This window comes from Anaerophilus nitritigenes (assembly GCF_004138215.1).
In the GTDB taxonomy this organism is placed as follows: domain Bacteria; phylum Bacillota; class Clostridia; order Peptostreptococcales; family Thermotaleaceae; genus Anaerophilus; species Anaerophilus nitritogenes.
Map to the genome: position 1 here is coordinate 18,774 of NZ_RYYS01000061.1, position 24,713 is coordinate 43,486.

General features: G+C 29.4%; 23 protein-coding genes. 4 read left to right on the forward strand and 19 right to left on the reverse strand.

Annotated features, from left to right (window positions below; all coding sequences use genetic code 11):
* Nucleotides 1-84: 84 nt before the first annotated feature.
* On the forward strand, nucleotides 85-762 hold the full coding sequence (locus EK368_RS08930; protein ID WP_243109393.1) for a class I SAM-dependent methyltransferase: 678 nt from the start codon (nucleotides 85-87) through the stop codon (nucleotides 760-762).
* A 47-nt stretch (nucleotides 763-809) separates the two neighbouring features.
* The gene (locus EK368_RS08935; protein ID WP_129598606.1) at nucleotides 810-2,129 is read left to right on the forward strand and encodes a YjiH family protein; all 1,320 of its coding nucleotides are present in this window, start codon (nucleotides 810-812) and stop codon (nucleotides 2,127-2,129) included.
* 145 nt (nucleotides 2,130-2,274) lie between these two features.
* On the opposite strand, the gene EK368_RS08940 is transcribed toward EK368_RS08935, so the two are convergent.
* The 7 genes from EK368_RS08940 to EK368_RS08970 all read right to left on the reverse strand — a co-directional run bounded on the left by EK368_RS08940 (nucleotide 2,275) and on the right by EK368_RS08970 (nucleotide 8,858).
* On the reverse strand, nucleotides 2,275-2,802 hold the full coding sequence (locus tag EK368_RS08940; RefSeq protein ID WP_129598609.1) for a hypothetical protein: 528 nt from the start codon (nucleotides 2,800-2,802) through the stop codon (nucleotides 2,275-2,277).
* A 125-nt stretch (nucleotides 2,803-2,927) separates the two neighbouring features.
* On the reverse strand, nucleotides 2,928-3,245 hold the full coding sequence (locus EK368_RS08945) for a DUF5713 family protein (RefSeq protein ID WP_129598612.1): 318 nt from the start codon (nucleotides 3,243-3,245) through the stop codon (nucleotides 2,928-2,930).
* Between the two features lie 23 nt (nucleotides 3,246-3,268).
* Nucleotides 3,269-4,804, reverse strand: a complete 1,536-nt coding sequence (locus tag EK368_RS08950) for an STM4011 family radical SAM protein (protein WP_129598615.1) — start codon at nucleotides 4,802-4,804, stop codon at nucleotides 3,269-3,271.
* Nucleotides 4,773-6,077: an STM4012 family radical SAM protein gene (locus EK368_RS08955; protein ID WP_129598618.1), complete on the reverse strand. Its 1,305-nt coding sequence runs from the start codon at nucleotides 6,075-6,077 to the stop codon at nucleotides 4,773-4,775. The genes EK368_RS08950 and EK368_RS08955 overlap by 32 nt, the downstream gene beginning before the upstream one ends.
* Nucleotides 6,070-6,945: an STM4013/SEN3800 family hydrolase gene (locus tag EK368_RS08960; RefSeq protein ID WP_129598620.1), complete on the reverse strand. Its 876-nt coding sequence runs from the start codon at nucleotides 6,943-6,945 to the stop codon at nucleotides 6,070-6,072. Before EK368_RS08960 ends, EK368_RS08955 begins: the two co-directional genes overlap by 8 nt.
* A gap of 27 nt (nucleotides 6,946-6,972) precedes the next feature.
* Nucleotides 6,973-7,989 (reverse strand): STM4014 family protein, encoded by a 1,017-nt coding sequence (locus EK368_RS08965; RefSeq protein ID WP_129598623.1) that lies wholly within the window; start codon nucleotides 7,987-7,989, stop codon nucleotides 6,973-6,975.
* An 8-nt stretch (nucleotides 7,990-7,997) separates the two neighbouring features.
* Complete coding sequence (locus tag EK368_RS08970) at nucleotides 7,998-8,858, reverse strand: STM4015 family protein (protein WP_129598626.1); 861 nt, start codon at nucleotides 8,856-8,858, stop codon at nucleotides 7,998-8,000.
* Between the two features lie 185 nt (nucleotides 8,859-9,043).
* Here EK368_RS08970 and EK368_RS08975 point away from each other — a divergent pair, with 185 nt between their 5' ends.
* A complete protein-coding gene (locus EK368_RS08975; RefSeq protein ID WP_129598629.1) occupies nucleotides 9,044-9,256 on the forward strand; it encodes a transcriptional regulator in 213 nt (70 codons plus the stop codon).
* A gap of 69 nt (nucleotides 9,257-9,325) precedes the next feature.
* On the opposite strand, the gene EK368_RS08980 is transcribed toward EK368_RS08975, so the two are convergent.
* The 10 genes from EK368_RS08980 to EK368_RS09025 form a co-directional block, all read right to left on the reverse strand.
* Nucleotides 9,326-11,083: a choline/carnitine O-acyltransferase gene (locus EK368_RS08980; RefSeq protein ID WP_165000397.1), complete on the reverse strand. Its 1,758-nt coding sequence runs from the start codon at nucleotides 11,081-11,083 to the stop codon at nucleotides 9,326-9,328.
* Between the two features lie 29 nt (nucleotides 11,084-11,112).
* The gene (locus EK368_RS08985) at nucleotides 11,113-11,607 is read right to left on the reverse strand and encodes a shikimate kinase (protein ID WP_129598634.1); all 495 of its coding nucleotides are present in this window, start codon (nucleotides 11,605-11,607) and stop codon (nucleotides 11,113-11,115) included.
* Nucleotides 11,604-12,410 carry a shikimate dehydrogenase gene (aroE, locus tag EK368_RS08990; protein ID WP_129598636.1) on the reverse strand — a complete coding sequence of 269 codons (807 nt, stop codon included), beginning with the start codon at nucleotides 12,408-12,410 and terminating at the stop codon, nucleotides 11,604-11,606. Before aroE ends, EK368_RS08985 begins: the two co-directional genes overlap by 4 nt.
* Nucleotides 12,411-12,420: 10 nt before the next feature.
* Nucleotides 12,421-13,281: a prephenate dehydratase gene (gene pheA, locus EK368_RS08995; protein WP_129598639.1), complete on the reverse strand. Its 861-nt coding sequence runs from the start codon at nucleotides 13,279-13,281 to the stop codon at nucleotides 12,421-12,423.
* Nucleotides 13,269-14,369 (reverse strand): chorismate synthase, encoded by a 1,101-nt coding sequence (aroC, locus tag EK368_RS09000; RefSeq protein ID WP_129598641.1) that lies wholly within the window; start codon nucleotides 14,367-14,369, stop codon nucleotides 13,269-13,271. Before aroC ends, pheA begins: the two co-directional genes overlap by 13 nt.
* The gene (gene aroA / locus EK368_RS09005) at nucleotides 14,347-15,648 is read right to left on the reverse strand and encodes a 3-phosphoshikimate 1-carboxyvinyltransferase (protein WP_129598644.1); all 1,302 of its coding nucleotides are present in this window, start codon (nucleotides 15,646-15,648) and stop codon (nucleotides 14,347-14,349) included. Before aroA ends, aroC begins: the two co-directional genes overlap by 23 nt.
* 28 nt (nucleotides 15,649-15,676) lie before the next feature.
* Nucleotides 15,677-16,738, reverse strand: a complete 1,062-nt coding sequence (gene aroB / locus EK368_RS09010; protein ID WP_129598647.1) for a 3-dehydroquinate synthase — start codon at nucleotides 16,736-16,738, stop codon at nucleotides 15,677-15,679.
* Between the two features lie 2 nt (nucleotides 16,739-16,740).
* Nucleotides 16,741-17,595, reverse strand: a complete 855-nt coding sequence (locus tag EK368_RS09015; protein ID WP_341472786.1) for a prephenate dehydrogenase — start codon at nucleotides 17,593-17,595, stop codon at nucleotides 16,741-16,743.
* A gap of 4 nt (nucleotides 17,596-17,599) precedes the next feature.
* Nucleotides 17,600-18,613, reverse strand: coding sequence for a 3-deoxy-7-phosphoheptulonate synthase (gene aroF / locus EK368_RS09020; protein WP_129598650.1), 1,014 nt, complete (start codon nucleotides 18,611-18,613; stop codon nucleotides 17,600-17,602).
* A gap of 395 nt (nucleotides 18,614-19,008) precedes the next feature.
* Nucleotides 19,009-19,818 (reverse strand): MerR family transcriptional regulator, encoded by an 810-nt coding sequence (locus EK368_RS09025; protein WP_129598652.1) that lies wholly within the window; start codon nucleotides 19,816-19,818, stop codon nucleotides 19,009-19,011.
* Between the two features lie 88 nt (nucleotides 19,819-19,906).
* On the opposite strand from EK368_RS09025, the gene EK368_RS09030 reads away from it, so the two are divergent.
* Nucleotides 19,907-21,265, forward strand: coding sequence for an MATE family efflux transporter (locus tag EK368_RS09030; RefSeq protein WP_129598655.1), 1,359 nt, complete (start codon nucleotides 19,907-19,909; stop codon nucleotides 21,263-21,265).
* A gap of 105 nt (nucleotides 21,266-21,370) precedes the next feature.
* Here EK368_RS09030 and EK368_RS09035 read toward each other — a convergent pair whose 3' ends face one another.
* Nucleotides 21,371-22,792 (reverse strand): MATE family efflux transporter, encoded by a 1,422-nt coding sequence (locus EK368_RS09035; protein WP_129598657.1) that lies wholly within the window; start codon nucleotides 22,790-22,792, stop codon nucleotides 21,371-21,373.
* Between the two features lie 208 nt (nucleotides 22,793-23,000).
* The gene (locus EK368_RS09040; RefSeq protein ID WP_129598660.1) at nucleotides 23,001-24,605 is read right to left on the reverse strand and encodes a peptide chain release factor 3; all 1,605 of its coding nucleotides are present in this window, start codon (nucleotides 24,603-24,605) and stop codon (nucleotides 23,001-23,003) included.
* Nucleotides 24,606-24,713: the final 108 nt, after the last annotated feature.

Consider the following 24,713-nt stretch of genomic DNA (forward strand, 5'->3'; position numbering starts at 1 on the left):
TATTAAAAAATATAAGGAGAAATTCTAAGAATGAGTGAGTATTTTAAAAAAAAATTTAAGTTATAGAGGAAGGAAGGGTTATTAATGATGGATAATAATTATTACGCACAAAACCTAAATTCACAAAAGTTATTTAAAGTTTATGACACCAAAATTCCTAGAGTAAAACAGTATTTAGATGTAGAAATCTCTTTTGTTAGAAACAATCTTACTGGCAGTGAAAGAGTTTTGGAGTTAGGGGCAGGTTATGGACGTGTTATAAAGGAATTGGCAGGCAATTGTAAATCTATTGTTGGTATTGATATTTCAGATGAAAGTGTTTCATTAGGCAAAGAATATTTAAATGATATTTCCAATGCAGAAATTATGACCATGGACGTACATAATCTTACATTCAAAGAAAAATTCGATGTAGTCCTTTGTTTGCAAAATGGTTTGTCTTCAATGAAAGTTACATCCTCAGATCTGATTGATAAGATTTTAGGAATGGTTGTAAGTGGAGGAAAAGTTTATTTTAGTACTTACAGTGAAAAGTTTTGGGAATACAGACTAATGTGGTTTAAAGAACAAGCTGACAAAAAATTACTAGGTGAAATTGATTTAGATAAAACAAAAGATGGAGTTATAATTTGTAAAGACGGTTTTAAAGCAATTACTCATACTCTAAAAGATTTAAAAATGATTGGATTTTTATCAGGGTATGAATACCAAATTCAAGAGGTAGATGACTCAAGTGTCTTTCTTATTATTCATAAAAAATAGACTAAAAAATGAACATAAGTTATAAATTTATTTGAGGAGGATCAAATATGACAGAGAAAATAAAGGAATCTAAAAAATCTCAAACTATGACTAGATTTATTTTCTTAAACCTTTTGGGAATTTTTATGTTTTTTATACCAATAACTATTGGTAACACCACTTCTATACCCATTGACCACATTGTAACCTTTATTCGCCAAATTCCTTACTTTGGAATAGTTTATGCTGGAATAGTAATTATTGTGGGAGCAATATTACCTTTTACTAAAAAAACCTGGAACAAAGATACTGTTACTATGGTCTTTTCAATTTTTAAAGTGTTGGGAATCTTTGTCTATTTTACAGCAATATTTCATCTAGGATCAGAAAGAATACACACTCCTGGAATGCTGCCATTTGTTTTTAATAAGGTAGTTATTCCAGTAACAATGCTAGTTCCTGTGGGAGCAGTATTTTTAGCATTTTTAATGAATTATGGTTTTATGGAATTTGTTGGAGTTTTTATGCGACCTATTATGCGTCCTGTATGGAAAACTCCAGGTCGTTCAGCAGTTGATGCAGTAGCATCTTTTGTAGGCAGTTATTCTGTAGGACTTCTTATTACCAATAGAGTACACAAAGAAGGCTATTATTCTACCAAAGAAGCATGTATTATAGCAACTGGTTTTTCCACAGTTTCTGCAACCTTCATGGTTGTTGTAGCTAAAACATTAGGATTAATGAGCAAATGGAATGCATATTTTTGGGGTACTCTTATTATAACCTTTATTGTAACAACAATAACTACTAGAATGTATCCTTTGTCAAAAAAATCAGATAAAGGGTATAATGATCAGGAGGTTATCCCTGAGCCTACAGCTGAAAAAGGAAAATTGTTTTCTACTGCTTTAAAAGAAGGCGTTAAAGCTTGTGAATTAGCTCCTGGTATAGCAGAAGGAATTGTAAGAAATTTCAAAGATGGAATAGGTCTTGCTCTTTCTATAGGGCCTACACTGATGTCCATTGGATTTTTTGGTCTTGTATTAGCTGAATTTACCCCTATATTTGATATCATAGGATATATCTTTCTTCCATTTACAATGCTTTTAGGGTTCGGAGCTGAAGCTACCTTGGTGGCTAAAGGTTGTGCAATAAGCCTTGCTGAAATGTTCCTTCCTGCTAGCATAGTTGCTTCTGCTTCTTTAGGGGTTCAAGCCGTTATAGCTATAGTTTGTGTTTCAGAAATACTTTTCTTCTCAGCTTCTATTCCTTGTATTTTGTCAACAGAAATTAAAATTGATATAAAAGATATCATTATTATATGGGTAGAAAGAATTATTTTGTCATTACTTTTGGCAACACCCTTTGTTCACTTGTTTATCTTATAGTAAACAAAACTAATTTAAATATAATTAACTCCTCTAATAAGTATATTATGCAAACACGATAAGATTATTAGAGGAGTAATTATACCTACATATTTTCTATATTCTAATAAATCCTATAAACGATAAAATCATTTTAATCGTTTTTCTAGAAATTCAATAATTTTCTTTTTTTTATTACAAAATCTTGTGCTAATATTTTTATACTTCCACCAAACAACTCAATCTGAAATAAAAAGTATTGGCTTTTATTATTTAATTTATACTCTACAGGCGTGTTACTAATATCTCCTTCCTCTTGATCATTATAAGTAACATTCCAATCTTTATAACCGTCAATCACAACATCATTGTTTAAATCTTTAAAGTGAAATATTTTAGCATTCCATATTTGATGAGGAGCATTATCTGAAAATATATCAAAATCCACTGACATATTTAAGTTTGCCACATTAACAAATTCCAAAACTATATTGTACGGTTCCCAAGGTTCATCAAAATTAGGTTCATGTAATATTAGATCAAAAAGAATTGAATATTGAGAACAAAGTGTATTTTCATACCTTTTTTTATTCATGTATTGAGGGGGATTGATTTGCATTTTTTTCATAAAACCATCATGAAAATTTAAAGTTTTAAAATCTGCTAGAATCTGTTCTGTATCTCTACTTATCACCAAAATTCCTCCCTTTACAATATGCTTCTTTGTAAATTATATAAGTTACTTTCTAGATTGTTTATTTTTACTATAATTCTTGATCTTTTTTCAATGATACATATTATAGAATTAATATTTTTTGATTACCACGATCTTTCTTGAATTGCAGTTTCTATATCAATATCTATGTTGTAATGTTTTAGCATATTGTACACTGTGTCTGCAATAGCTTCTCTAGCACAAGTTTCTAGCTCACTATTGCTTTCTTCAAATTCTTCTTCTAATGCATTAATACTTAAAGTCATATTATCTAGTTTGTTTTGAATTTCTTCCAACGATTTATTTCCTTCTTCTATAAATTGTTCTACTTCTTGAATTAGTACTTTAATTTTATCGACTAAAAATGTTGGAAAATAAGGGTCTTTATACATATCCACTAAATATTTATAATTTTTCTCCATGTTTTCTCTCCTTCTTTAATTTTTCAATCCATAATATAAGGCAAATGCTTTATGTTTAGCTGATAATAAGCCTCTTTTCTCACACCCGCTGATGCATTTAGAACTGCCACTGAGTAGGGATAGTCTCTAAAAAGTGGAATATCGTTATGGCTATTGCCTACCACTAACAATTGCTCTTTTTCAAAGAAATTCCATTGTCTAATCATATCTACTCCATTGGTTTTACTAGCCTCTATACTCTGTCTATAAGCTTTACTTCCATCAAATACCCAATGGGTTGACCACTCAGTAGCCCATTTTTTGGGTAGTATCAGTCTAAGAGTTTCCCCTAAAGGACTTTGGTCAAAGGAGAGTTTATTACATTTTAGTATTTCTTCTGGTATTTTCTCTAAGGTTTCCTTTGGAAGTATCTTAAATTCCTCTTTTCCTAATTGAAAATCTACCATATGGGTACCATTAGAAAAAATTCCCCCTTGAAAAAGAGGCCAAATACTTTTACATTTTTTTCTAGCATTATCTATAGGTAGAGCTGTAACGAAATAAAGTTTAACTTTATCATGAAGGTACTCTAATGCTTTTTCTGTACTAGAGGATATCTTTCCATTAGAGTCTGTCAGTGTTCCATCTACATCTAAAAAAATAGCTTCATATTTTCTTTTTTGTGGTATACGAACAGGTAATGTATTTCCAAAGAATCTACTCATGCTTATATCTTTAAGATTTGAATAAGCCAAATAACAATCGCATAATTTTCTATGACATTCAAAGGACTTTAAATTTTTCTCTGAATCATAAAAATTACCTATAGGGCGTTTATTCATATGACAAGGTAAAATATCTCCATTAGCTTCTACAAAAAAGCTTTGCTTTCCTGATCGGCATAATTCACCAAAAATGATACCCTCTTGCTTCCCTTCCTCTGTGCATCCTCTTCTAAGGGTATTCAGTTCAAAGGGAAAAAAAGGGTCAATCTCTTTAAACTGAGACAGATCCTCTAAGCTATAGCGAGTTTTACGTTTTGCCTCTCCATTGAGCCACAGGTAGATATCAGGAGATAGATATTTTTTTAGTTCCCTAATTTCTTGTGCTTTTCCTGATAGTGCTACCATACCAACACAGATATCTACTTGTGAGGATAATTCATTAGCCTTTTTAGTAAATTGTTCAGGACTAACCATTGTGGGATGATAACTTCCCCAAAGTTTGATTTTTTCTTTATTCACCCCTGACCTTTCAATATTCTCTAAAAATTCATCAGCATCAAAGCTTAAATTTGTTTGGATACTAATGAATCTAACTTTTTCAAGCTTAGCCAGTTGAATTATAGCTTTTGTATAGTATGGGTGAATCATAGCCTCTCCATAAGGAGTAAAAAATATAGAAATTCGCTCCTTAAATAATATATTTTCTATAGTATTACAAAAACGAATGAGTGCCTTTTTATCTCTTTCAATTTCCATCGCCGAAGTTTTTTTCTTGGCAAATGGACAATAATAACAGGTATAATTACAAGAGGATAAAACTCCTCTATAATAAATATGTTTTGCATTTTCTATCATGATAGTATGTCTCCATTTTTTCTATAACTTCACTAGACATAAACATAGGCCCTATGTAATCAGATAGCCCCATGCCCTCTTGAGTAAGATGAATAAGGTTGTCTTCTTGTACTGCCCATCCCTTTTTACAAAATTCTAAAATTATAGGGTAATCTTTAATGAGATGTGTACCAAATAACTCTTCATATTCACTTTCATCAATTCCACTATAGTGTAATAAATTTTTAATTACATAGCGTCTTTTCATCTCATCTTTAGATAACTCATATTTAGATAAGTCTTTTAAAAAATCCTCTTTCTTTATATAGCTATCTAAAGACTTTAAGCAAAGATTTGGATTCGCTGTATATGGCTCACAATAATGCAAATGATCTAAATAAGTCCTTCCTCCACAACCTAATGCAATCATATTTTCAAAGCCACAACTCTTTTTATAATCTGGCTTTTGCTTTACAAAACGCCTCATAGAAATTTGGTGATAGCCATTAGTCTTTAAATATGATGTGATCTCTTTATATAGCTTATATTGAAGTTTTCTATCTATATGAAATTTTCCATAAATTCTAGTATTAGGTTGCTGATATAGTGGATAGACAAATATTTCTTGTGGCTCATATTGTAAAGCCTTTTCAGCTGAGTAAAGTAAAGTCTTAATCGTTTGTCCTGGTATTCCATAAATCAAATCTATATTCAAAATAGGAAAATCTTCATTTTTAATAAAATATAATGATTTTTCTGCCACCAAAGCACTATGATAACGCTCAAGAATATTTAATTCCTTTTGCACAAAAGACTGAACACCAATACTGATGCGATTAACCTCTCTCTGTTTTAAATAAGCTAATTTTTCAGCAGTAGTCTGATTAGGCGAGGTTTCTATACCAATAAAATCTTCTTTTAATCGAATTCCATAGTTCTTTACTCCTAATTCAAAAAGCTTATCTAGCTGTTTTATACTTAAAATCAATGGGGTACCACCACCAAAAATCAGAGAATCAAAATGAATCTCTGATAAATCCAAAGTTTGTTTTAATTGTTGACTATGTCTTAAGATAGCTTGTATATATTGTTCTATTTTATCCTCATTTTTTGAAGGTACTGAAAATAGATTGCAGTATCCACATTTGCTGTCACAAAATGGAATATGATAATATAATCCCATTCTTTGTTTTTTTAGATTTAAATTATATTCTGATAGATCTAGTCTCTTTGTATACTCATAAGCAGTTTTATGAGGATAACTATACATATATTGATTGTAAATATTATTCATATTCTTCCTCTAAGAAAAAATGTTTATATGGCACTGTGTACACAATTTCATGGGATAGACAATGAAAATTGTATCCATCTTCACCATAGCAACTGCCATGGTCTGAACAAGCTATAACAAATGTTTTTCCTCTTTTTTTAAACATTTCAAACAATCTATCCAAATGGCTATCTACATAACGTAGAGCTGCTGCATGAGTTTCTATATTATCTTCTTTTGATCCCTCTAGATAAAAACTATTTGGATAATGTATGCTATCAATATTCACATACATAAAAATCCTCTGATCAGAACTGTATTTCATTAATTTTTTTTCTATAAAATCTAATTGATTTTCAAAGCTTTTTGGAATGTGACAGCTAAAAGAAGGATGCCAATAGCTTTTTTGAAATAAATTTGGTAATACAGAGTTTATTGGAGTTCTTTTGTTGAAAAAACCTACTCCACCAATACATATGGTTTCATATCCTACATTGGCTAACCCCTCTACAAAACTACCTCCTTCAAACAAGAAAGCATTTGGGTTCGTTTTAAGACTAGCTGAAAAATCTTTAGGCATAAAAAGCTTTTCTCTTTCAAATAGAGGGATTGGTTCTGCACGAGTAGGTAATGCTCCTATAAACATAGCCGTATGAGATGGAAAAGTATAGTTACCTGGTGCATGGCATTTAATCCACTTTCCATATTTATTAAGCACAGGTGTATTTTCTTTTTCCTGCTGATCATATGCCACATCATATCTTAATGTATCTAGACAGATAAATAAGATATCATGACTTCCTACGATTTCATTCATATTTACTGTATATTGAGCTTTTTTGGGATCACCAATTACTTCTTTAGGTACTTCATGGCTTATTTTGGTCATTTTAATCATCCTTTATTTTATGTGTTTTTATAATATATTCCTTAAAATATTTTGTAAATACTTTACTTGGTTTTTATAGATGATATTGTCTTTATAAATGTCTTTGTAAAGTAAATCTCCTTGTCCATTCATTTCAATAATCATAGGCTTTTTATTTTTTATTCCTAGAATTAAATCAATACCTACACTGTTAAGCCCTGGTATTTTAGAGATTGCGTTATCACAAATTGCTTCAATATCTGATAAGTTTTCATCCTTTAAGTGTAATTCCTTTAATTCTACTGCATGATTGTTAAGATGTAAATTTGTAATAGCTCCTTCTTTAGCACCTCTAGCCAAGAGATAATCAAGCTTTCCGAACTGATATACAGCTCTTAAATCATAGACTATATCTCCTATTTTAGGTTTTGGTATCCATCTCTCTACAATAGCATCTTGTGAAAGAATAAAATCAATCAGTTCCTTAATAATCATTTTATCTTTAAACTTTTGAATTCTCTTGGTATTAGTATAGTTTCCTTCTACTTTTGTAAGACACGTTTGAAGGATCTCCGCTTCTACTCTAGGCTGTATACGATAAGCCATAACACCTGCCGCTCCTGAGCCAAATCTTGGTTTAATAAATACATTATATATACGATGATTTAACATATATTGTTTCAATTCTTCTAAGCTTAAAAATTCTTTAGGTAATCTAGGAGTAGTAGGAATTTTTTCTTTTTCTAAAATCTCTTTACATATTTTTTTATCCAATGTATTCCAAATAGCTTGTGGTGTATTGAGAAACTTCAAATTGTCAATAGATGCTAATAAATTAAGTTGATTTTTATAGTTTTGAACCAAACTATTTAATTCTTTTACGTTGCTGGTTTTATAATGTGGAGGATCAATTTTTATCACATCTCCAAAATTATAGGCTTTTATAAAAGGAGCTAAGTTAGAATGGATATCCCAAAATTCTAACTTAGCTTTCATATCCTTACAAGCTTTTAAAAAATAAGTATATCTCTTTGTATCTTGTTGTCCTATAAGATGTATATTCATACTAGCTCCTACTCAGTCAGCATTGGATACATATAGATCTCATCATCATAATACTCGCATTCATTGTGCTCGTTTAAATCCATATTAATTGGCAATTTTTTTAATTTTTTTATGTATTCATCACCAATATAGTGATAATGTAAATCTAAAAGTTCCAAATGACTTAATTCATCTGCATGATCTACTATAATTTGTGCTCCTTTATCTGATAGTGTTCCATTTGAAAAATCTAAAATTTTTAAATTTTTGATAATAGAGCTTTTTAAAACCATTTCTACAACTTGATCTTGTATTTCACTATTTCCAAGTCCTAAATATTCTAGCTTTTGAAAATATGAATTGTTTATAATTCCTTGAATATCTTTTATATCTCCATCAAAGCCATAATCCTCTACCCCTAGATACAAGTTTAATTTTTTTATGTTGGGTAAATGACTTGTAGCTATTTCTTTTAATACATTTTGAGGTAATCCCCCACAAATAATTTCTAAAGCTTCTAAGTTTTCGTGTTTAAGCTCTCCCAATTGTAATTCACTACTTCCTTTTATAGTCAATTTTTTAAGATTAGGAAGAGCTTTTAGTAAATTGTTATAATTACCTTGAATGATCCATGATACTTCGCATTCTTCATAACTCATATCCCCTACAAAGAGGGATTCTATATGTTGAAATTTTTCTTTGTTTTCTACTATTCCATCTAATATTTGTTGTGCTGAGGTATCATAAGCCTCTCCCCAGCATCCAATAATCAACTCTTTAATATCTTTTAAATCCTTATCTTCTAAAATTTCTTTTACTAAAGTACTAGCATCTTTATCTCCATCTTCATAATCCTCATAATCATAGAAAAATTTTTTTGAAATCGTCATAGATCTACCTCCATATTTTAAAAATCAATTTTCTTCATTATATATTTATTTACTATGTACTTCAATACTTTTACAAAAGCATAGTATTTTTTGATAAAATAGACCTATGTAAAAAATATTTTAAAATATATAAGCTTAAAATTATAGTAAAATTAGGTATTATATCTTTTTAAAGGAGTGTATATATGTTTTTTCAATTTAAAAATCGAAATAAAACTATTAAAGAATTACGAAAAAATCAAGGTTATACTGCTAAAGAACTTGCTTTTAAACTTAAAATAGATACTTTAGATATTTTAAAAATAGACAATTTTAAATTAAAGGAAATACCTGAGGACATGAAATCTAAAGTCCTTCCTATTTTACGTGGTGATTATATGGATAATATTCCTTGGTAGTTTTGATTAAAGAATTTACATTCAAAGACTCTTTAAAAATTCAAGAGTCTTTATTTCAATGTAGCAATATTAAATTTTACAAGAAGCCATATCCTTTAGGAGTAGTAATGCATATTTTAAATTATTTAGGAGCTCTGTTCCTTTATCTTTATTCTTAGTTTTTGTCGAAAGAAACACATTAATTCTTTCTTCATGGATAACATATCCAATTCCGTAACCTTCCTCTACAACAGGCCCAAATCCAAACAGGCTAATATTCTCAAACCCTACACCACTCGTACTCATAAAATTGTATGTAAGGAGCTTATATCCAGATGAATCGTATAGTTTTGGTTTGTTATGAATTCCTAACTTTTTTCCGTATTTTTCATATATCTTATAAAGAACAAACAGATGTCTTTCAATTCCAAAACCTTTTTGGCATTTTCTAATTCTATCCACATGTGCATTTTGAGCATTCATAAGAAACTCTTTAAGTCTCTCTTTAGAATAATTTTGAGACAAGACTTCTATTGCAAACTTAGACACATGTTCATTTACTGGTCTTGCACATTCTGTTCTTCCATTTTTAAAATGCCTCATTGAAACAGATTCGTAGGTACTTCTTAATTTCCCAAAAGTTTTATATTGAGCTATTTGAAGCGCTATATGAAAAAAAGCATCTGGACTCATTTTTAAATTTTTAATATAATTTTTACCAAAATCATCAAACTTTACATGATCTACAAATATGTTATCAACAAACTTCTGATGTTGATTGCATTGATCTTTTAGTCTAGATTTTATATCACTAGACAGATTCCACTTTAGTTCCTCTGGTAAAGATGTCTCGACTACATGTATAGTTTTGTCTTGCTCTTTAAGGATTTTATTAAATACTTCATTGATAACATTAAACCATGGTATAGCATCAGCTCCAGTGTGTTCATTATTAAAAGCTATATTAAGATCTTTGGATATAATAATTTGACAGTTCTTATCAAAATATCTGTTTTTACCATCGGATAAAAGTATCATTTTTTGTAAATCTTTTAAATCCTTTGTGGCTGGATCGATACAAAGGACAAATACAGCAGTATTGATAATATCTAAGCTATTTTGGTTTGTCTTATCCTTTTCAATTGCTCTGTATAACTTTGAAGCATTATCTCTATTTGCAGTAGTCAGGATACCTATATCGTTTCCTCTATCTTGAATATTTTCATCCATGATACTTTGAATTTTAGAAGCTAATAGATCAATAGATATCAATTTTCCATCTAAATCAGATGTTTCTAATTTAAAAATGTTATTGTTATAAAAAACAACAATATGGTTCTGTTTGGTAAAGGGATAAGTTTTATAGCTATCTTTTTTTAATAGAGGTAAGCGTACTGATTTGAAAATATGATTATATGGATCCATACATTGTGGCTGATCTTTCACGTATTCTGGACTGAGGCTTTTAGAACTAACTTTAAGATATGCATGCATCATTTCATATATGATTTTGGCCCCTAAAGTTGACACAGTATGCTGAGATGTTAACTTAGTATTATCCAAAATTGCACAATAATTCATATTGCATACCAATTGTTCTCGATAAGATAAATACATATCGTTCCAAAAAGGTTCTAACCAGCTCGTGTTTTGTTTTTCTGATATTTCTATGAGTTTTTTCTGAAGTTTTTGCCCATCTCCATTCGGCATTAAAAATTGATTTAAAGCTTCTTGACTTGTTTGAAACTCTTGATTGTCTGTAATAGGTTTTATCCAATTTATAAATTCAAATAGATTATTTAAAGGAGGAATAGGTAAGCGAGGTAATATTTCTTGATTTCTTAACAAGAGCATCACACCTTTCAAATTTATTTATTTCATAACAGTCTAATAATCTTATCCACTACTATTTGTAAATCCTCATCATTAATCATTTCCTCATCACAATATTTTTTATATAATAGATATCTTTCCTCATAAAGCTTATAAATTTTTTCTTTTCCATTTTGCAACAAAGGTCTAGTATAAATATCAATATCTGAAACTATATTTTCTATAGGTCTATTAATAAATAAAATAATGCCATTTGTTTTAAGATTTTCTATATTTTCTGGATTTTTGACCACTCCTCCACCTGTAGATATTATCATATCCGAATTTTGGCTTAACTCTTTTACTACAGATGCTTCTATTTTTCTAAAAGTATCTTCTCCTTCTTCAAAAATTTCTGGAATACTTTTTTCTTCCCGCTTCTCTATATATTCATCTAAATCACAAAAGTCCATATCTAATTTCTCAGCTAACAATTTTCCTATAGTAGTTTTTCCACACCCAGGCATACCAATTAGTACAATATTTTTATCCTTGATCATAAAGAAAGTCCTCCTAAGACTTTATTATAAATTAAATCACATATATTAGGATCAATGTTTATACCATTCCAAATTTCTTGTGATGCTACAGCTTGTCCTACAAGCATATAAAGTCCATTGATTGTCTTTAAATTTCCTTCTTTTGCATTATTTAGAAAAAGAGTTTCCAGTGGATTATAAATCAAATCAATAGCTGTCTCAAATTTTAAAATAGTTTCTTTTTTTAAAGGGGAAGCTTCTATATGAGGATACATACCACAAGGAGTACAATTAATCACGATTTCGTATTCTTTTAATGTATCTACTTCATCATAAGAGATACAATTGATATCTAGTTTTTCTTTCCTCACTCCTCTACTTACAAATACTATTTCTTTTATACCATGATCTAAAAGATAAGTATTTACTGCTTTGGATGCACCTCCTGTTCCTAAAATAACAGCTTTTTTATTTTTAATCTCTACATGATTTCTATCAAGCATTCTACCAAAACCGTAATAATCTGTATTGTATCCTATGATCTTACTATCTTTAAAATCTAATGTATTGACTGCTCCTATTCTCATTGCTTCGTCTGATATATGATCTAAATAAGGCATTATATCTGTTTTATAAGGAATTGTTACATTAACTCCTTTGATATTTGCTATTTTAAACTTTTCTATTTCATCTTTTAAATGTCTTTTTTGTATTTCAAATAAATTATAAGGACCTTCTTTATTTAATTCTTTTAAAATAATTTTATGTATTAAAGGTGAAAAACTATGAGTAAGTTTCTCACCGATCAATCCATATTGATCCATATTATACCACCTATCCCTTATGACCTTTATAATTTCCAAGCAATTGAAATGATGCACTATTTTTTTCAATTAATTCCAAAGCCTTTTTTACAGTTTTTTCTCTTAAGTTACCTTCAAAATCTATATAAAAGAAATATTCCCAAGGATGATCGATTTTAGGTCTTGATTCTATTTTTAGCATATTCAAATCTTTTTCTGCGAAATATCTTAAAATACCATACAAAGCACCAGCTTGATGAGGAGTTGTAAAAACTACACTTATTTTTTCTCCATCTTCAGGAATTTCTAATTTATTTCCTATTATAATAAATCTCGTATGATTTTTTTTATTATCATGAATAGAAGAAGCAATTACTTCTAAATCATATAAATCAGCTGCTTTTTTATTTCCTACTGCAGCTTTAGATTTTATATTTGTATCCTTTATAAGCTTAGCACTAACAGCTGTATTATGATAAGGAATGAGCTTCCAATCATTATGTTTTTTAAAAAATTCACTACTTTGATGAAAAGCTTGAGGATGAGAATATACTTCCTTTATATCCTCTATTGTAGTACCTTGAATTCCTAAAAGGTGATGTTCTACTTTTATACATCTTTCTCCTATAATATAAGCTTTATATCTTCTTAAAAGATCATACACCTCGGTAATTCCTCCAGTAGAAGAGTTTTCTATTGGCAAAACTCCATAATCTACCTCATTATTTTTAAGTAGTTTAAATACATCTTCAAAATCACGTACATTTTTCATTTGTACATCTTCTTTAAAATATTTTATCAAAGCTTGTTGACTAAAAGATCCTTCTACTCCTTGAAAACCTACCTTTAGTTTTCTTCGCTCTTTCATTCTCAAATATTTTACATCATCCATGTAATCCCATCCTTTTCTATTATAGCATCCAATAAAGCTAAAGCTGTCACAGCTTCTACTACGGGTACTGCTCTAGGTACAATACATGGATCATGACGACCTATCACTTTCATATCTATATTTTCCATTTTCTTTATATCAATAGTTTTTTGAGCCTTTTCAATAGAAGGAGTAGGCTTAAATGCTGTTCTAAATAAAATAGGCATTCCACTGCTAATTCCTCCTAATATTCCTCCGTTGTGATTTGTATACGTTTTTATTTCATCTTCTTCTATATAATATTCATCATTCGCTTGAGAACCTTTCATATTTGCTATATCAAACCCTGCTCCAAATTCCACTCCCTTTACAGCAGGAATAGAAAATAACAAATGAGCAAGCTTACTTTCTATAGAATCAAAAAATGGCGAACCTAACCCAATGGGAACATTTACTATGGCTGTTTCTACAATACCTCCTATAGAATCCATTTCTTCTTTTGTTTTTAAAATAAGCTCTTTCATATTTATTTCTTTTAATTCTTCTATCACTGGAAAATCTTTTTGGATCAACTCTTTTAATAGTTTTTCATTGATATTAACAGGATCAAAAGAAATATCTTGTATATTCCCAATACTTTTTATATGACTTCCTATAAATATATGCTTTTTTTGTAGTATTTGTTTGGCTATTGCTCCTGCAAATACCAAAGGAGCTGTAAGTCTTCCTGAAAAATGCCCTCCACCTCTATAATCATTAAATCCATTATATTTTATATACCCTGTATAATCTGCATGACCTGGACGCATCTTAGATTTTATTTCATCATAATCTTTAGAATGTAGGTTTGTGTTATAAATCATAGCACAAAGAGGTGTTCCAGTTGTATATCCATTAAAATATCCACTTAAAATTTCAAATTTATCCCCCTCTTTTCTTGGGGTAGATAGAGGATTATTTCCTGGTGCTCTTCTCTTCATTTCTTTTTTTATAAAATCCAAATCCAATAAAATACCACTTGATAAACCATCTATAAGTACACCAATCCCTTTTCCATGAGATTCACCAAAAATAGAAATTTTTATATTACTCCCCCATAGACTGCTCATGAATATTCCCTCCTAAAAGACTAAAATCCTGCCAAAATGTTGGATAAGATTTTTTTACTGCATCACTATTATGAATAATTACAGGATGTGTACATTTTATAGAGGCAATACTTAAAGCCATTGCAATTCGATGATCATTCCAGCTATCTACTATTCCACCATGTAAACTTTCTTTTCCATGAATCTCAAGTCCATCTTCTAATTCTTTTATATCTGCTCCTAATTTATTTAATTCTGTAGCCATAGCCTTTAATCGATCAGATTCTTTAATTCGAAGTCTTGCTGCATTGATAATTCTTGTAGTCCCTGTACTCAACGCTCCTAACGTAGCCAATATAGGAACAAGGTCTGGACACTGAGATGCATCAATAGTAATTCCATTTGTATAAGATTTTTGTATATGGATATGGTCCTTATCAATGAACAAAGATGCTCCCATTTTTTGTACAATATCTAAAATCACTTTATCTCCTTGAAGAGAATCTATATTTAAATCTATACAATCTATAATTCCCCCTAATATACCTGCTACAATCCAAAATGCTGCTTGAGAAAAATCTCCTTCTACTCTATAATTTGTTCCTTTATATTTTTGATTTCCTTTTATAATAAATCTTTCATAATTTTTATTGTCCACTTTTATATGGAATTTATCTAGTATATCTAAAGTTAAATCTACATATCCCTTAGACTCTAATGGTGTAGTGATTACAATTTCTGAATCTCCACAAAGTAGAGGAAGTACAAATAACAATCCCGTAATAAATTGAGAACTTACATCTCCTCTAATCTTAAAAATCCCTGGTTTTAATGAACCATCTATAGTTAAAGGTAATTTCCCATCTTGATTTTCATAATAGATTCCTTGTTCTCTAAATATTTCATAATAAGGATCAAGAGGTCGATCTATAAGCTTTCCCTTTCCTGTAAAGATTACTTTTTCTTTAACAAGCCCTGCCATGGGAATTAAAAATCTTAATGTAGAGCCAGATTCTTTACAGTCAATTTTTTCTTTTAATAATTTTATTCTTTCATTTGCCCTTATAATCAAAGCTTTTGTTGTGTCTTCTAAATCTTCATCTTTTTCATCTACTTTTATACCAAAGCTTTTCATTCCTTCTAAGGTAGCTATAATATCTTGAGAAAATGCAATATTTTGAATATGACTTTCTTGAGCTGAAAGTCCTGCTGAAATAATTGCTCTATGACTCATACTTTTAGATGGAGGTATACTAATTTTACCACTTAATAAAGATGGGATAATCTTTACACTTTTCATATCCAAGCTCCTCCTTTTACATATATTTTTATAGATACTGTGTAATCTCTTCTCTTTGAATTTTTTTGATAAAACTTTTTCCAATTTCTTCTAGTAACACAATGTTCATATGAGTACCTTTATTTTTTTTATCCAAACCAATCGCTTCTATGTTTTCACTTTTATTCATCTCTGGAAATGAATAGGACAAGCCATATTGGATTAATATTTCTTTTATTAAATTACTGCTTCCTTGCTTTGTGATTCCTATAGCCTCACTTTTTTGTGTTATATGATACATTCCTATAGCTACGGCTTCTCCATGAGTATACTTTTTATACTGATAATATTGTTCTATAGCATGACCTAAGGTATGTCCAAAATTTAATAACATCCTTTCTCCTAGATCTTTTTCATCCTTTTCAACTGCTTCTTTTTTGATAGAACAACACTTATAAATAATTTGTTCAATCTCTTTCATAAGGGCTTCTTTACTAGGATATTTCTTTAATTGTTCAAACAATCCGCTATCCTTGATACAGCCATATTTAATAACTTCTGCCATTCCATCTTTAAAAAATCTTGGATGAAGAGTTTTTAAAAGATCTGGATCTATAAATACGGCTTTAGGATGATAAAAATTTCCTACTAAATTTTTTCCTTGATCTAAATTTATGGCTACCTTCCCACCTACACTACTATCAATTTGTGCAAGCAGGGAAGTTGGAATTTGAATAAAAGGAATACCTCTTAGTAAGGTAGCTGCTGCAAATCCTCCTAAATCTCCAACAACACCTCCACCAAAAGCAATGATTAAATCTCCTCTTGTGATTTCAAAAGCTAAAAGCTCTTCATAAACTTTTTTCAAAGTATCTATAGACTTACTTTGCTCTCCTGGCTCTACCACAATCAATTTCACATCAAAATCTTTTTCTTTCAATGAATCTATAATATTTTTTCCATATAAATTTTCAACATTTTTATCTGTAATAATAGCAATTTTTTCATTAGAATAAATTTTTTTAATTTCATCTCCTATATGATTCAATAATCCTTTTTTGATAAATATAGAATAAGGATTTTCTAAAAGATGAATGTCTATTTCATACATTTTTAGATCAATTCCTCTCTTTTTTGTTTAGCACTTTCAAATAAGCCTTCTAAAGAATTTTGATTTTTCTCTATTAATGCTTCTTTTATTTTTTTTATTTCTTTTTCAAATACAATAATTTTGTCTAAAATATGATTTTTATTTTCTATTAAAAGCTCTGTCCATAAAGAAGTATTCATATGAGCTACTCTTGTAGCATCTTTAAAGCTACCTCCTATGAAGTTTATTGTATCCTCTTTTTTTGCTCCATTTACAAGAGATGTGGCAATAATATGAGGTAATTGACTTGTATAAGAGACAATCTCATCATGCTTTTTGGGAGTAATCTTCATAATATTTTTACACCCTATTTTTTTTATTAATTCTTCTATACAAACAATATTTTCTGCTTTATTCCTTTGAGTAGGAGTAAGAATATAACTAGCACCCTTAAATATATCCTCTGAAGCAAAGCCTATTCCTTTATATTCTCTTCCTGCCATAGGGTGTCCTCCAATAAAGTCAATATCCTCAGGAAGAACAGCTTCAATTTCTTTAATGACCTTCTCCTTAATTCCTGCTGTATCTGTAAGTATAGCCCCTTTTTTAAAATAATTCTTATTTTCTTTTATAAACTGAATCATTTTATTTGGATATACACATAAAATAATTATATCAGAATTTTTTAATGGTATTTTAGGATCTATATATCCTTTATCAATAATACCTAATTGCTGAGCAGTATCGATAGCTTCTTGATCTATATCCACTGCCCATATATTTTTAGGTCTTAGATTTTTTAATGCCATGGCATAAGATCCACCAATAAGCCCTAATCCTACAATAGTTATATTAAAGTCAAAGTCCAACAAACTCACCTCACTATAGTTCTTTATTTTCAATATGTGCGATCCCTTTTAACAATTTCATTAGTGAATCGAATCTTTCTGGTGTAATAGATTGTTGTCCATCACATTTAGCATTTGCAGGATCATTATGAACCTCAATGATCAACCCATCTGCTCCAACAGCTAAAGATGCTTTAGCTAGAGGTTCTACTAACCACCATAAACCTGCTGCATGACTTGGATCTACAATTACAGGGAGATGACTCAATTTTTTGATAATAGGAATTGCACTTAAATCTAGTGTATTTCTTGTGTACTGTTCAAATGTTCTTATACCTCTTTCACAAAGAATAATATTTTCATTTCCCTCTGACATAATATATTCTGCTGCCATTAAAAGCTCTTCTATGGTAGCTGACATTCCTCTTTTTAATAAAATAGGCTTTTTAGTTTTTCCTACCTCTTTTAATAAATCAAAATTTTGCATATTTCTTGCTCCTATTTGAATAACATCTACATCATCTACAAATTTTTGTAGGTAATCTGCTGACATAAGCTCTGTCACAATAGGAAGTCCTGTTTTTTCTCTTGCTATTTTTAATAATTCAAGTCCATCTTCTTTTAATCCTTGGAAACTATAAGGAGAAGTTCTTGGCTTGAATGCCCCTCCTCTTAAAAATCTTGCTCCTGATGCTTTTACCTGCTTTGCTATAGTTACAATCTGTTCTTCACTTTCTACAGAACACGGTCCTGCTATAATAGCTAAATTTTTTCCACCTATAGAATTTCCCTTAACATTTATAACAGAATCCAATGGATGAAAAAGTCTGTTCACTTGTTTATAAGGCTCTTGTATAAAAATAAGTTTTTCTACATTTCTATTTGCTTTAATTTGATCTGGATCAATTTTACTTGTATCTCCTACTAAACCTATCAGATTTCTATTTTCTCCTTGAACTTCATGAACTTGGCATCCTAAACTTTCCATTTTTCTTTTGATTTTTTCTATTTCTGTTCTTGTTGTTTTAGGTTTCATCACAATAACCATTTTCATTCCTCCTCAATTTTTGTAATAAAAAAAGAAGACCCATCTAATGAGTCTTCCTTGTATACATTGATCCTATACTTTTAAAGTATAGTCCTATCCTATACAGAAATACATAAATTGTTGATATCCTCATTAGAAAAGAAATAATCTGTTTTTTTGTAGAACAAATAGCTAGCGCTAAAGAAAAAATAGCCCCAGATAAAATAGCTGTTAAAATAATTAAATTGTTCTACATTTCCCTTTCTAATAAGTTTTTCCATTTTAAAGCCCTCCAAAATTTATTTTTAGAAATTTTAATATTTTTAATAATTATACTAGAAAAATTTAATATGTCAACTAAATATTACATTTTTTAAAAATATTTTTAAAATTTTATTGCAATCAAACTTATAATTCTATTTTGTAATAGGTATTTGTATTTCTGTAATAAACTCTTCTTCTACAGCTGTTGCGTGTATATCTAATCTATAAATTTCCATAGCATAACCATTTATCCTATAGCCATTTTCATTTATAAAAGTTATGACTTTTTCAAATAATTTTTGACTTTTTTTATAAGATCCTCTATAAGTTAAAGTTGCAAACTCACCTTGTGAAATTACCATGTTGTAATCTTTATCTTTTTCATCTACAAAAAAGAAAGCCTTTTGATATAAACCATAATTACCTTTTTTTAATCCTTCTTCTGAAATTAAGACACCCATATCTTTATTGGCAAATAAAAATAATTTTTCATCATCTGTACCTTCTAGCTTTCTAAAAGCCAAATCGACTTCTTCATCCTTTGACATAGGACCTTCTGTAAAAAGGATCTTTCTACAATCTATTTTTTTTACTACTACTTCTTCAAATTTATCAATTGTAGCAAATTTATTTAACACAATTAATTTTTTTTCTATATTTTCTTTTAATTCTCTAAGAGGCATGATTTCTTTTTCAATGAGTTCAATTTCCTTTTTCATCAATTCAATAGTAGTATCAATCGTTCTTTTTTCTAAATACTCTTTAATTTGATAAGTTGAAAAATCAAGTTTTCTCAAATCTTTAATGACATTGAGTCTCCAAATGTCATCAAGTGTATAGACTCTATATCCATTTTCTTTTCTTTTGGGTGAAATGAGTCCTTTTTTCTCATAATATCTTAATGAATCTGGACCTAAATTATAAAGTTTACATATTTGACCTATACTATATTCTTTTTTCATTTTTAAAACCTCCTCTTGACATTAGTATTGTACTAAGGTTTATACTAATAATCAAGAACATCATTAAAATATGAAAAGGAGAGTTTTTATGCAAGACATTACAACTGATCAGATTAGTCTGACGAAAAAATTTTTTAAATATCTTATTCCATCTGTTAGTGCCATGTGGTTCTTTTCTATTTATACCATGATTGATGGTATGTTTGTAGGTAAAGGGGTAGGACCTATTGCACTAGCTGCAGTAAACTTATCTATGCCTTTTATCAACAGTATATTTGCACTATCTCTTTTGGTATCAGTAGGATCATCTACTCTTATTACTTTTTATTTTGGGAAAAATCAAAAACAAATTAGTAATGAAATTTTTACTTTAAATGTTATTTTTTTAAGTGTTATAGGAATACTTATAAGCATTTTTTCTATAATATTTCTTGATCAAATTGCTATATTTTTAGGTGCTACACCTGAAACTTTACCATTTATAAAAGATTATCTTTCAATTATTATTATCTTTAGTTCTTTCTTTATGGTAGCTTATTCATTAGAGGTATTAGTAAAAGCAGATGGTTTTCCTATCTATGCTATTATCTTTGTTGTCTTAGCAGCTTTTATTAATATTTTACTAGATTATGTATTTGTCATCTTATTTGACTATGGAATAAAAGGTGCAGCAGTTGCGACAGGAATTTCTCAATTTATTTCTTGTATTGCATTTGTAGTACATTTTATAAGAGGAAAATCTAACTTGAAATTTGTTAAAATTGGTATGAACTTAAACTATATTAAGCAAATTATTATTATCGGTTTTCCTGAATCTCTAACAGAATTATCAGCAGGATTTACTACTTTTATTTTTAACTTTATTATATTAAAACATATTGGTCCCTCAGGCATTGCAGGATTTGGAGTCATTATGTATATCAATAATCTTGTACTTATGACTATGATTGGAATTAATCAAGGGATACAACCATTAATTAGTTATTACAATGGAACAGGAGAATATAAAAATATTAAAAAATTATTAGATTTAGCTTTAAAAACAGCTACTGTTTTTGCACTAATATTCTTTATATCTTCTCAATTTTTTACAGAACAATTGGTTTCTTTCTTTATTGATCCTTCTAATGGTACTGAATTTAAAATTTCTACTTATGGACTTAAAATTTTTAGTATCGGATTTTTGATTTGTGGTTTTAATATTATTTTGTCAGGATATTTTACAGCCTTAAAATTAATACAAAAGGCTACTATCATTTCTACGTTAAGAGGTTACCTTTTTATCACATTAACACTTTTTTTATTACCAATAATGCTTCAAGACTTAGGTATATGGATCGCTCCATTTGTAAATGAGATTTTAACATTAGGTATTGCCATTTACTTGTATTTAGATTATAAAGTGACGATACAAAAATCTAGATTTACCACATTAGCAGAAAACTAAAATAATTTTTTATGTAAATAAAAAAATCCCAATAGTATCATAAAAAAATACTATTGGGATTTTTCTTCTTTGATACAGTAATTAGTTTGTTTATTATGAAAAAATTTAGCTTCCTACAGAATATTTTGGTTCCTTTAAGGAGGAAACTTTCTTCTTAGAATCTAATTTAGCTTCTTTAAATACTTCCTGTTTTAAGCTCTTATTTAACCAAATAGCCATTACAAAAGTTTCTATAAAGGATAATCCATCTGCTGCAGTTTGACAGAATATGACTCCTTCTAACCCCATAAATTTGGGTAATATATACATTAAAGGGATATAAAAGATTCCTTGTCTAGAAATAGACAATATAAATGCTCCCAAAGCCTTTCCTAAAGCTTGATATAACACTGCATAAGTATTGATATATCCAAAAAGCGGAAACAATAAACTTGCTGCTCGAAAAGCCTTTATTCCTATATCTATAACTTCTTGATCTTTTGTAAATAAAATCATACATTCTCGTGCAAACGCTATAAATAAAATAGATACAACAATAGCTGCTATAGTACTCCACCAAATAGATATTTTTATAGCTTCTTTTAATCTAGTAAAGTTTTTAGCTCCATAACTATATCCAGCAACAGGCTGAAATCCTTGCCCAATTCCAAACACTATATAAAATCCTATAGACATAACTCTAAAGACAATACCCATAGCAGCTACTGCTGCATCTCCATAAGGTTTTGCTCCTAGATTCATAAAACCTAAAGCAAAGCTTGCCAATACTTGAGTTACAAAAATAGGAACACCTATCTTAAGTATTTCAAAAAACATATTTAGCGTGGGTTTGAAAAACCTAAATCCTAACTGTATGTAACTTTTGTTAGAATAATAATATCTTAAAAGAAAAATACATGATATACACTGTGATATAACTGTAGCAACTGCAGCACCTTTTATACCCATACCAAATTGAAACATAAATATAGGATCTAGTATGATATTTATAATCCCACCTATACAAGTAGCAACCATACTATACTTTGAATTTCCTTCTGCTCTAATCGTATTGCTCATAATTGCTGTTCCAATGGTAAAAATCGCTCCCATTACTATTGTATATCCATATGCCTTCGCATAAGGCATTATAGTTTTGGTTGCTCCATACATGAGTAAAAATTCGTCTAAAAATATGATAGAAATCACAGTAAAAGCCAAGCTGAATATACATCCAATTATTATAGTAGATGTAAGAGTTTTGTCAGCTTCTTCTTTTTTCTTTTCTCCCAACAATCTTGATAGATAAGAAGCACCTCCTGCACCAAACATAACCCCTATAGCTCCAATAAACATAAATAGCGGATATACTATAGATACGGCAGCAATAGCACTCGTATTATTTAGCATACCAACAAACATAGTATCCACTATGTTATAAACAGCATTGATCAACATAGCGATGATTGCAGGTACAGATAACTTTAAAAGCACCTTTGACATACTCTCTTTCTCCATCATTTCTGCTGTAGATATTTTGTTTTTCATATTCTTTTTTGCCTAATGAAAGCCTAGAAAAGCTTAGACATTCCTCCCTCCATATTTTAAAGATTTTTTTATTTTTGTGCTAGGCTTTGATTTTAGTTTTACAAGCTCTAAAAGTTAGAACCACTTGATAATATATCACTTTCCTTTGTTCTTGACAAATCAAAATAAAACCTATCCACAAATATTTCTATTGGATAGGTCTTTCTAATTATTTTCTAATGGTTATCATACTAGATTCTAATTGAACACCTTTATTTCTATCTTCAAAAGTTTGAATGACCCATTCATTATTAAATAAAACAACTGGATTTTCATCTTCGTCAAATACTAAAAGCGTATCCATTGGAAGGGAAAATTTTTTATCTTTTATGTTGTCCCCTTTAATCCACCTTGCATAACGATAAGACAAGTTTTCTCTTATAAGATCTACCCCATACTCATTTTTTAAACGGTATTCTAAAACTTCAAATTGTAATACTCCTACAACACCAATAATCAATTCTTCCATTCCTATATCTGCTCTTTTGAATACTTGTATAGTACCTTCTTCTGCCAATTGTGTAATTCCTTTTGTAAATTGTTTTCTTTTTAGAGCATTTTTTATATAGACTTTTGCAAAATGTTCTGGAGAAAACATTGGTATTCCTTCATATTCTATATCTGATTTACCTTCACACACAGTATCTCCTATTTTAAAAATTCCTGGATCATGAATTCCTATAATATCTCCTGGAAAGGCTGTTTCTACAATAACTCTATCTTGTGCTAGGAACTGTTGTGGTTGTGCTAATTTGATTTTTTTATTTCCTTGAACATGATTTACAGTCATTCCCTTTTCAAACTTTCCTGAGCAAATTCTCAAAAACGCAATACGATCACGATGTGTAGGATTCATATTGGCTTGAATTTTAAAAATAAATCCTGAAAAGTTTTGTTCTTCTGGTGAAATAAATCCTTGATTGCTATTTCTTGGACTAGGAGGTCTTGTCATATCCAAAAAAGCTTTTAAAAATGGTTCTACTCCAAAATTAGTGATTGCACTTCCAAAAAATACAGGAGTTAAATCTCCTTTTAATATCTCATCTAGATTAAACTCGTCTCCTGCGATATCAATGAGTTCTAATTCCTCCAACAATTTTTCATATAAATCATCTCCCAAAATTGTTGGCAATTTGGGATCATCTAAAGATATAGTTTGTAGCTGTGACATAGATTGTCCACGATCTCCATCTTTAAAAACTTCTACTTGTTTTTTAAATCTATTATAAACCCCTTTAAAATCTTTTCCTGATCCTATAGGCCAATTGGCAGGATATGATTTTATTCCTAGATTTGTTTCAATATCTTCTAATAATTCAAATGGGTCTTGTCCTTGTCTATCCAGCTTGTTAATAAAAGTAAAAATTGGAATTCCTCTCATTTTACAAACTTTAAATAATTTTTTCGTTTGATCCTCAATCCCTTTTGCAGAGTCTACTACCATTACAGAACTATCTGCTGCCATGAGTGTTCTGTATGTATCTTCACTAAAATCTTGATGTCCTGGAGTATCTAATATATTGATACAATATCCATTATAATCAAATTGAAGAACACTTGATGTTACAGAAATTCCTCTTTGTTTCTCAATTTCCATCCAATCAGAAACTGCATGCTTTTGAGATTTTCTTGATTTTACTGTTCCTGCTGTTCTTATAGCTCCACCATATAATAAGAATTTTTCAGTTAAAGTAGTTTTCCCAGCATCGGGATGGGATATGATTGCAAAAGTTCTTCTTCTTTTTACTTCATCTATGAATTGTTTATTGTCCATGTTTTCATTCCTCTTTAAGTAAATTTTTAACTCTTAAATTTTATCTTTTTATTTGTTTTCTGTCAATTTTTATTATTTTTCAGTAATCCTCTATCATTGTATTTCTAC

Excerpts from the sequence above, each read along its gene's own strand:
- aroE (WP_129598636.1), bottom strand. The coding sequence starts at position 12,410 with ATGGATCAATATGGATTGATCGGTGAGAAACTTACTCATAGTTTTTCA.
- EK368_RS08955 (WP_129598618.1), bottom strand. The coding sequence starts at position 6,077 with ATGAATAATATTTACAATCAATATATGTATAGTTATCCTCATAAAACT.
- EK368_RS08935 (WP_129598606.1), top strand. The coding sequence starts at position 810 with ATGACAGAGAAAATAAAGGAATCTAAAAAATCTCAAACTATGACTAGA.
- EK368_RS08945 (WP_129598612.1), bottom strand. The coding sequence starts at position 3,245 with ATGGAGAAAAATTATAAATATTTAGTGGATATGTATAAAGACCCTTAT.
- aroA (WP_129598644.1), bottom strand. The coding sequence starts at position 15,648 with ATGAAAAGTGTAAAGATTATCCCATCTTTATTAAGTGGTAAAATTAGT.
- EK368_RS08930 (WP_243109393.1), top strand. The coding sequence starts at position 85 with ATGATGGATAATAATTATTACGCACAAAACCTAAATTCACAAAAGTTA.
- EK368_RS08975 (WP_129598629.1), top strand. The coding sequence starts at position 9,044 with ATGTTTTTTCAATTTAAAAATCGAAATAAAACTATTAAAGAATTACGA.
- EK368_RS08970 (WP_129598626.1), bottom strand. The coding sequence starts at position 8,858 with ATGACGATTTCAAAAAAATTTTTCTATGATTATGAGGATTATGAAGAT.
- EK368_RS09025 (WP_129598652.1), bottom strand. The coding sequence starts at position 19,818 with ATGAAAAAAGAATATAGTATAGGTCAAATATGTAAACTTTATAATTTA.
- EK368_RS09030 (WP_129598655.1), top strand. The coding sequence starts at position 19,907 with ATGCAAGACATTACAACTGATCAGATTAGTCTGACGAAAAAATTTTTT.
- EK368_RS09040 (WP_129598660.1), bottom strand. The coding sequence starts at position 24,605 with ATGGACAATAAACAATTCATAGATGAAGTAAAAAGAAGAAGAACTTTT.
- EK368_RS08950 (WP_129598615.1), bottom strand. The coding sequence starts at position 4,804 with ATGATAGAAAATGCAAAACATATTTATTATAGAGGAGTTTTATCCTCT.
- EK368_RS08965 (WP_129598623.1), bottom strand. The coding sequence starts at position 7,989 with ATGAATATACATCTTATAGGACAACAAGATACAAAGAGATATACTTAT.
- EK368_RS08985 (WP_129598634.1), bottom strand. The coding sequence starts at position 11,607 with ATGATCAAGGATAAAAATATTGTACTAATTGGTATGCCTGGGTGTGGA.
- aroF (WP_129598650.1), bottom strand. The coding sequence starts at position 18,613 with ATGGTTATTGTGATGAAACCTAAAACAACAAGAACAGAAATAGAAAAA.
- EK368_RS09035 (WP_129598657.1), bottom strand. The coding sequence starts at position 22,792 with ATGAAAAACAAAATATCTACAGCAGAAATGATGGAGAAAGAGAGTATG.
- EK368_RS08960 (WP_129598620.1), bottom strand. The coding sequence starts at position 6,945 with ATGACCAAAATAAGCCATGAAGTACCTAAAGAAGTAATTGGTGATCCC.
- aroB (WP_129598647.1), bottom strand. The coding sequence starts at position 16,738 with ATGTATGAAATAGACATTCATCTTTTAGAAAATCCTTATTCTATATTT.
- pheA (WP_129598639.1), bottom strand. The coding sequence starts at position 13,281 with ATGGATGATGTAAAATATTTGAGAATGAAAGAGCGAAGAAAACTAAAG.
- aroC (WP_129598641.1), bottom strand. The coding sequence starts at position 14,369 with ATGAGCAGTCTATGGGGGAGTAATATAAAAATTTCTATTTTTGGTGAA.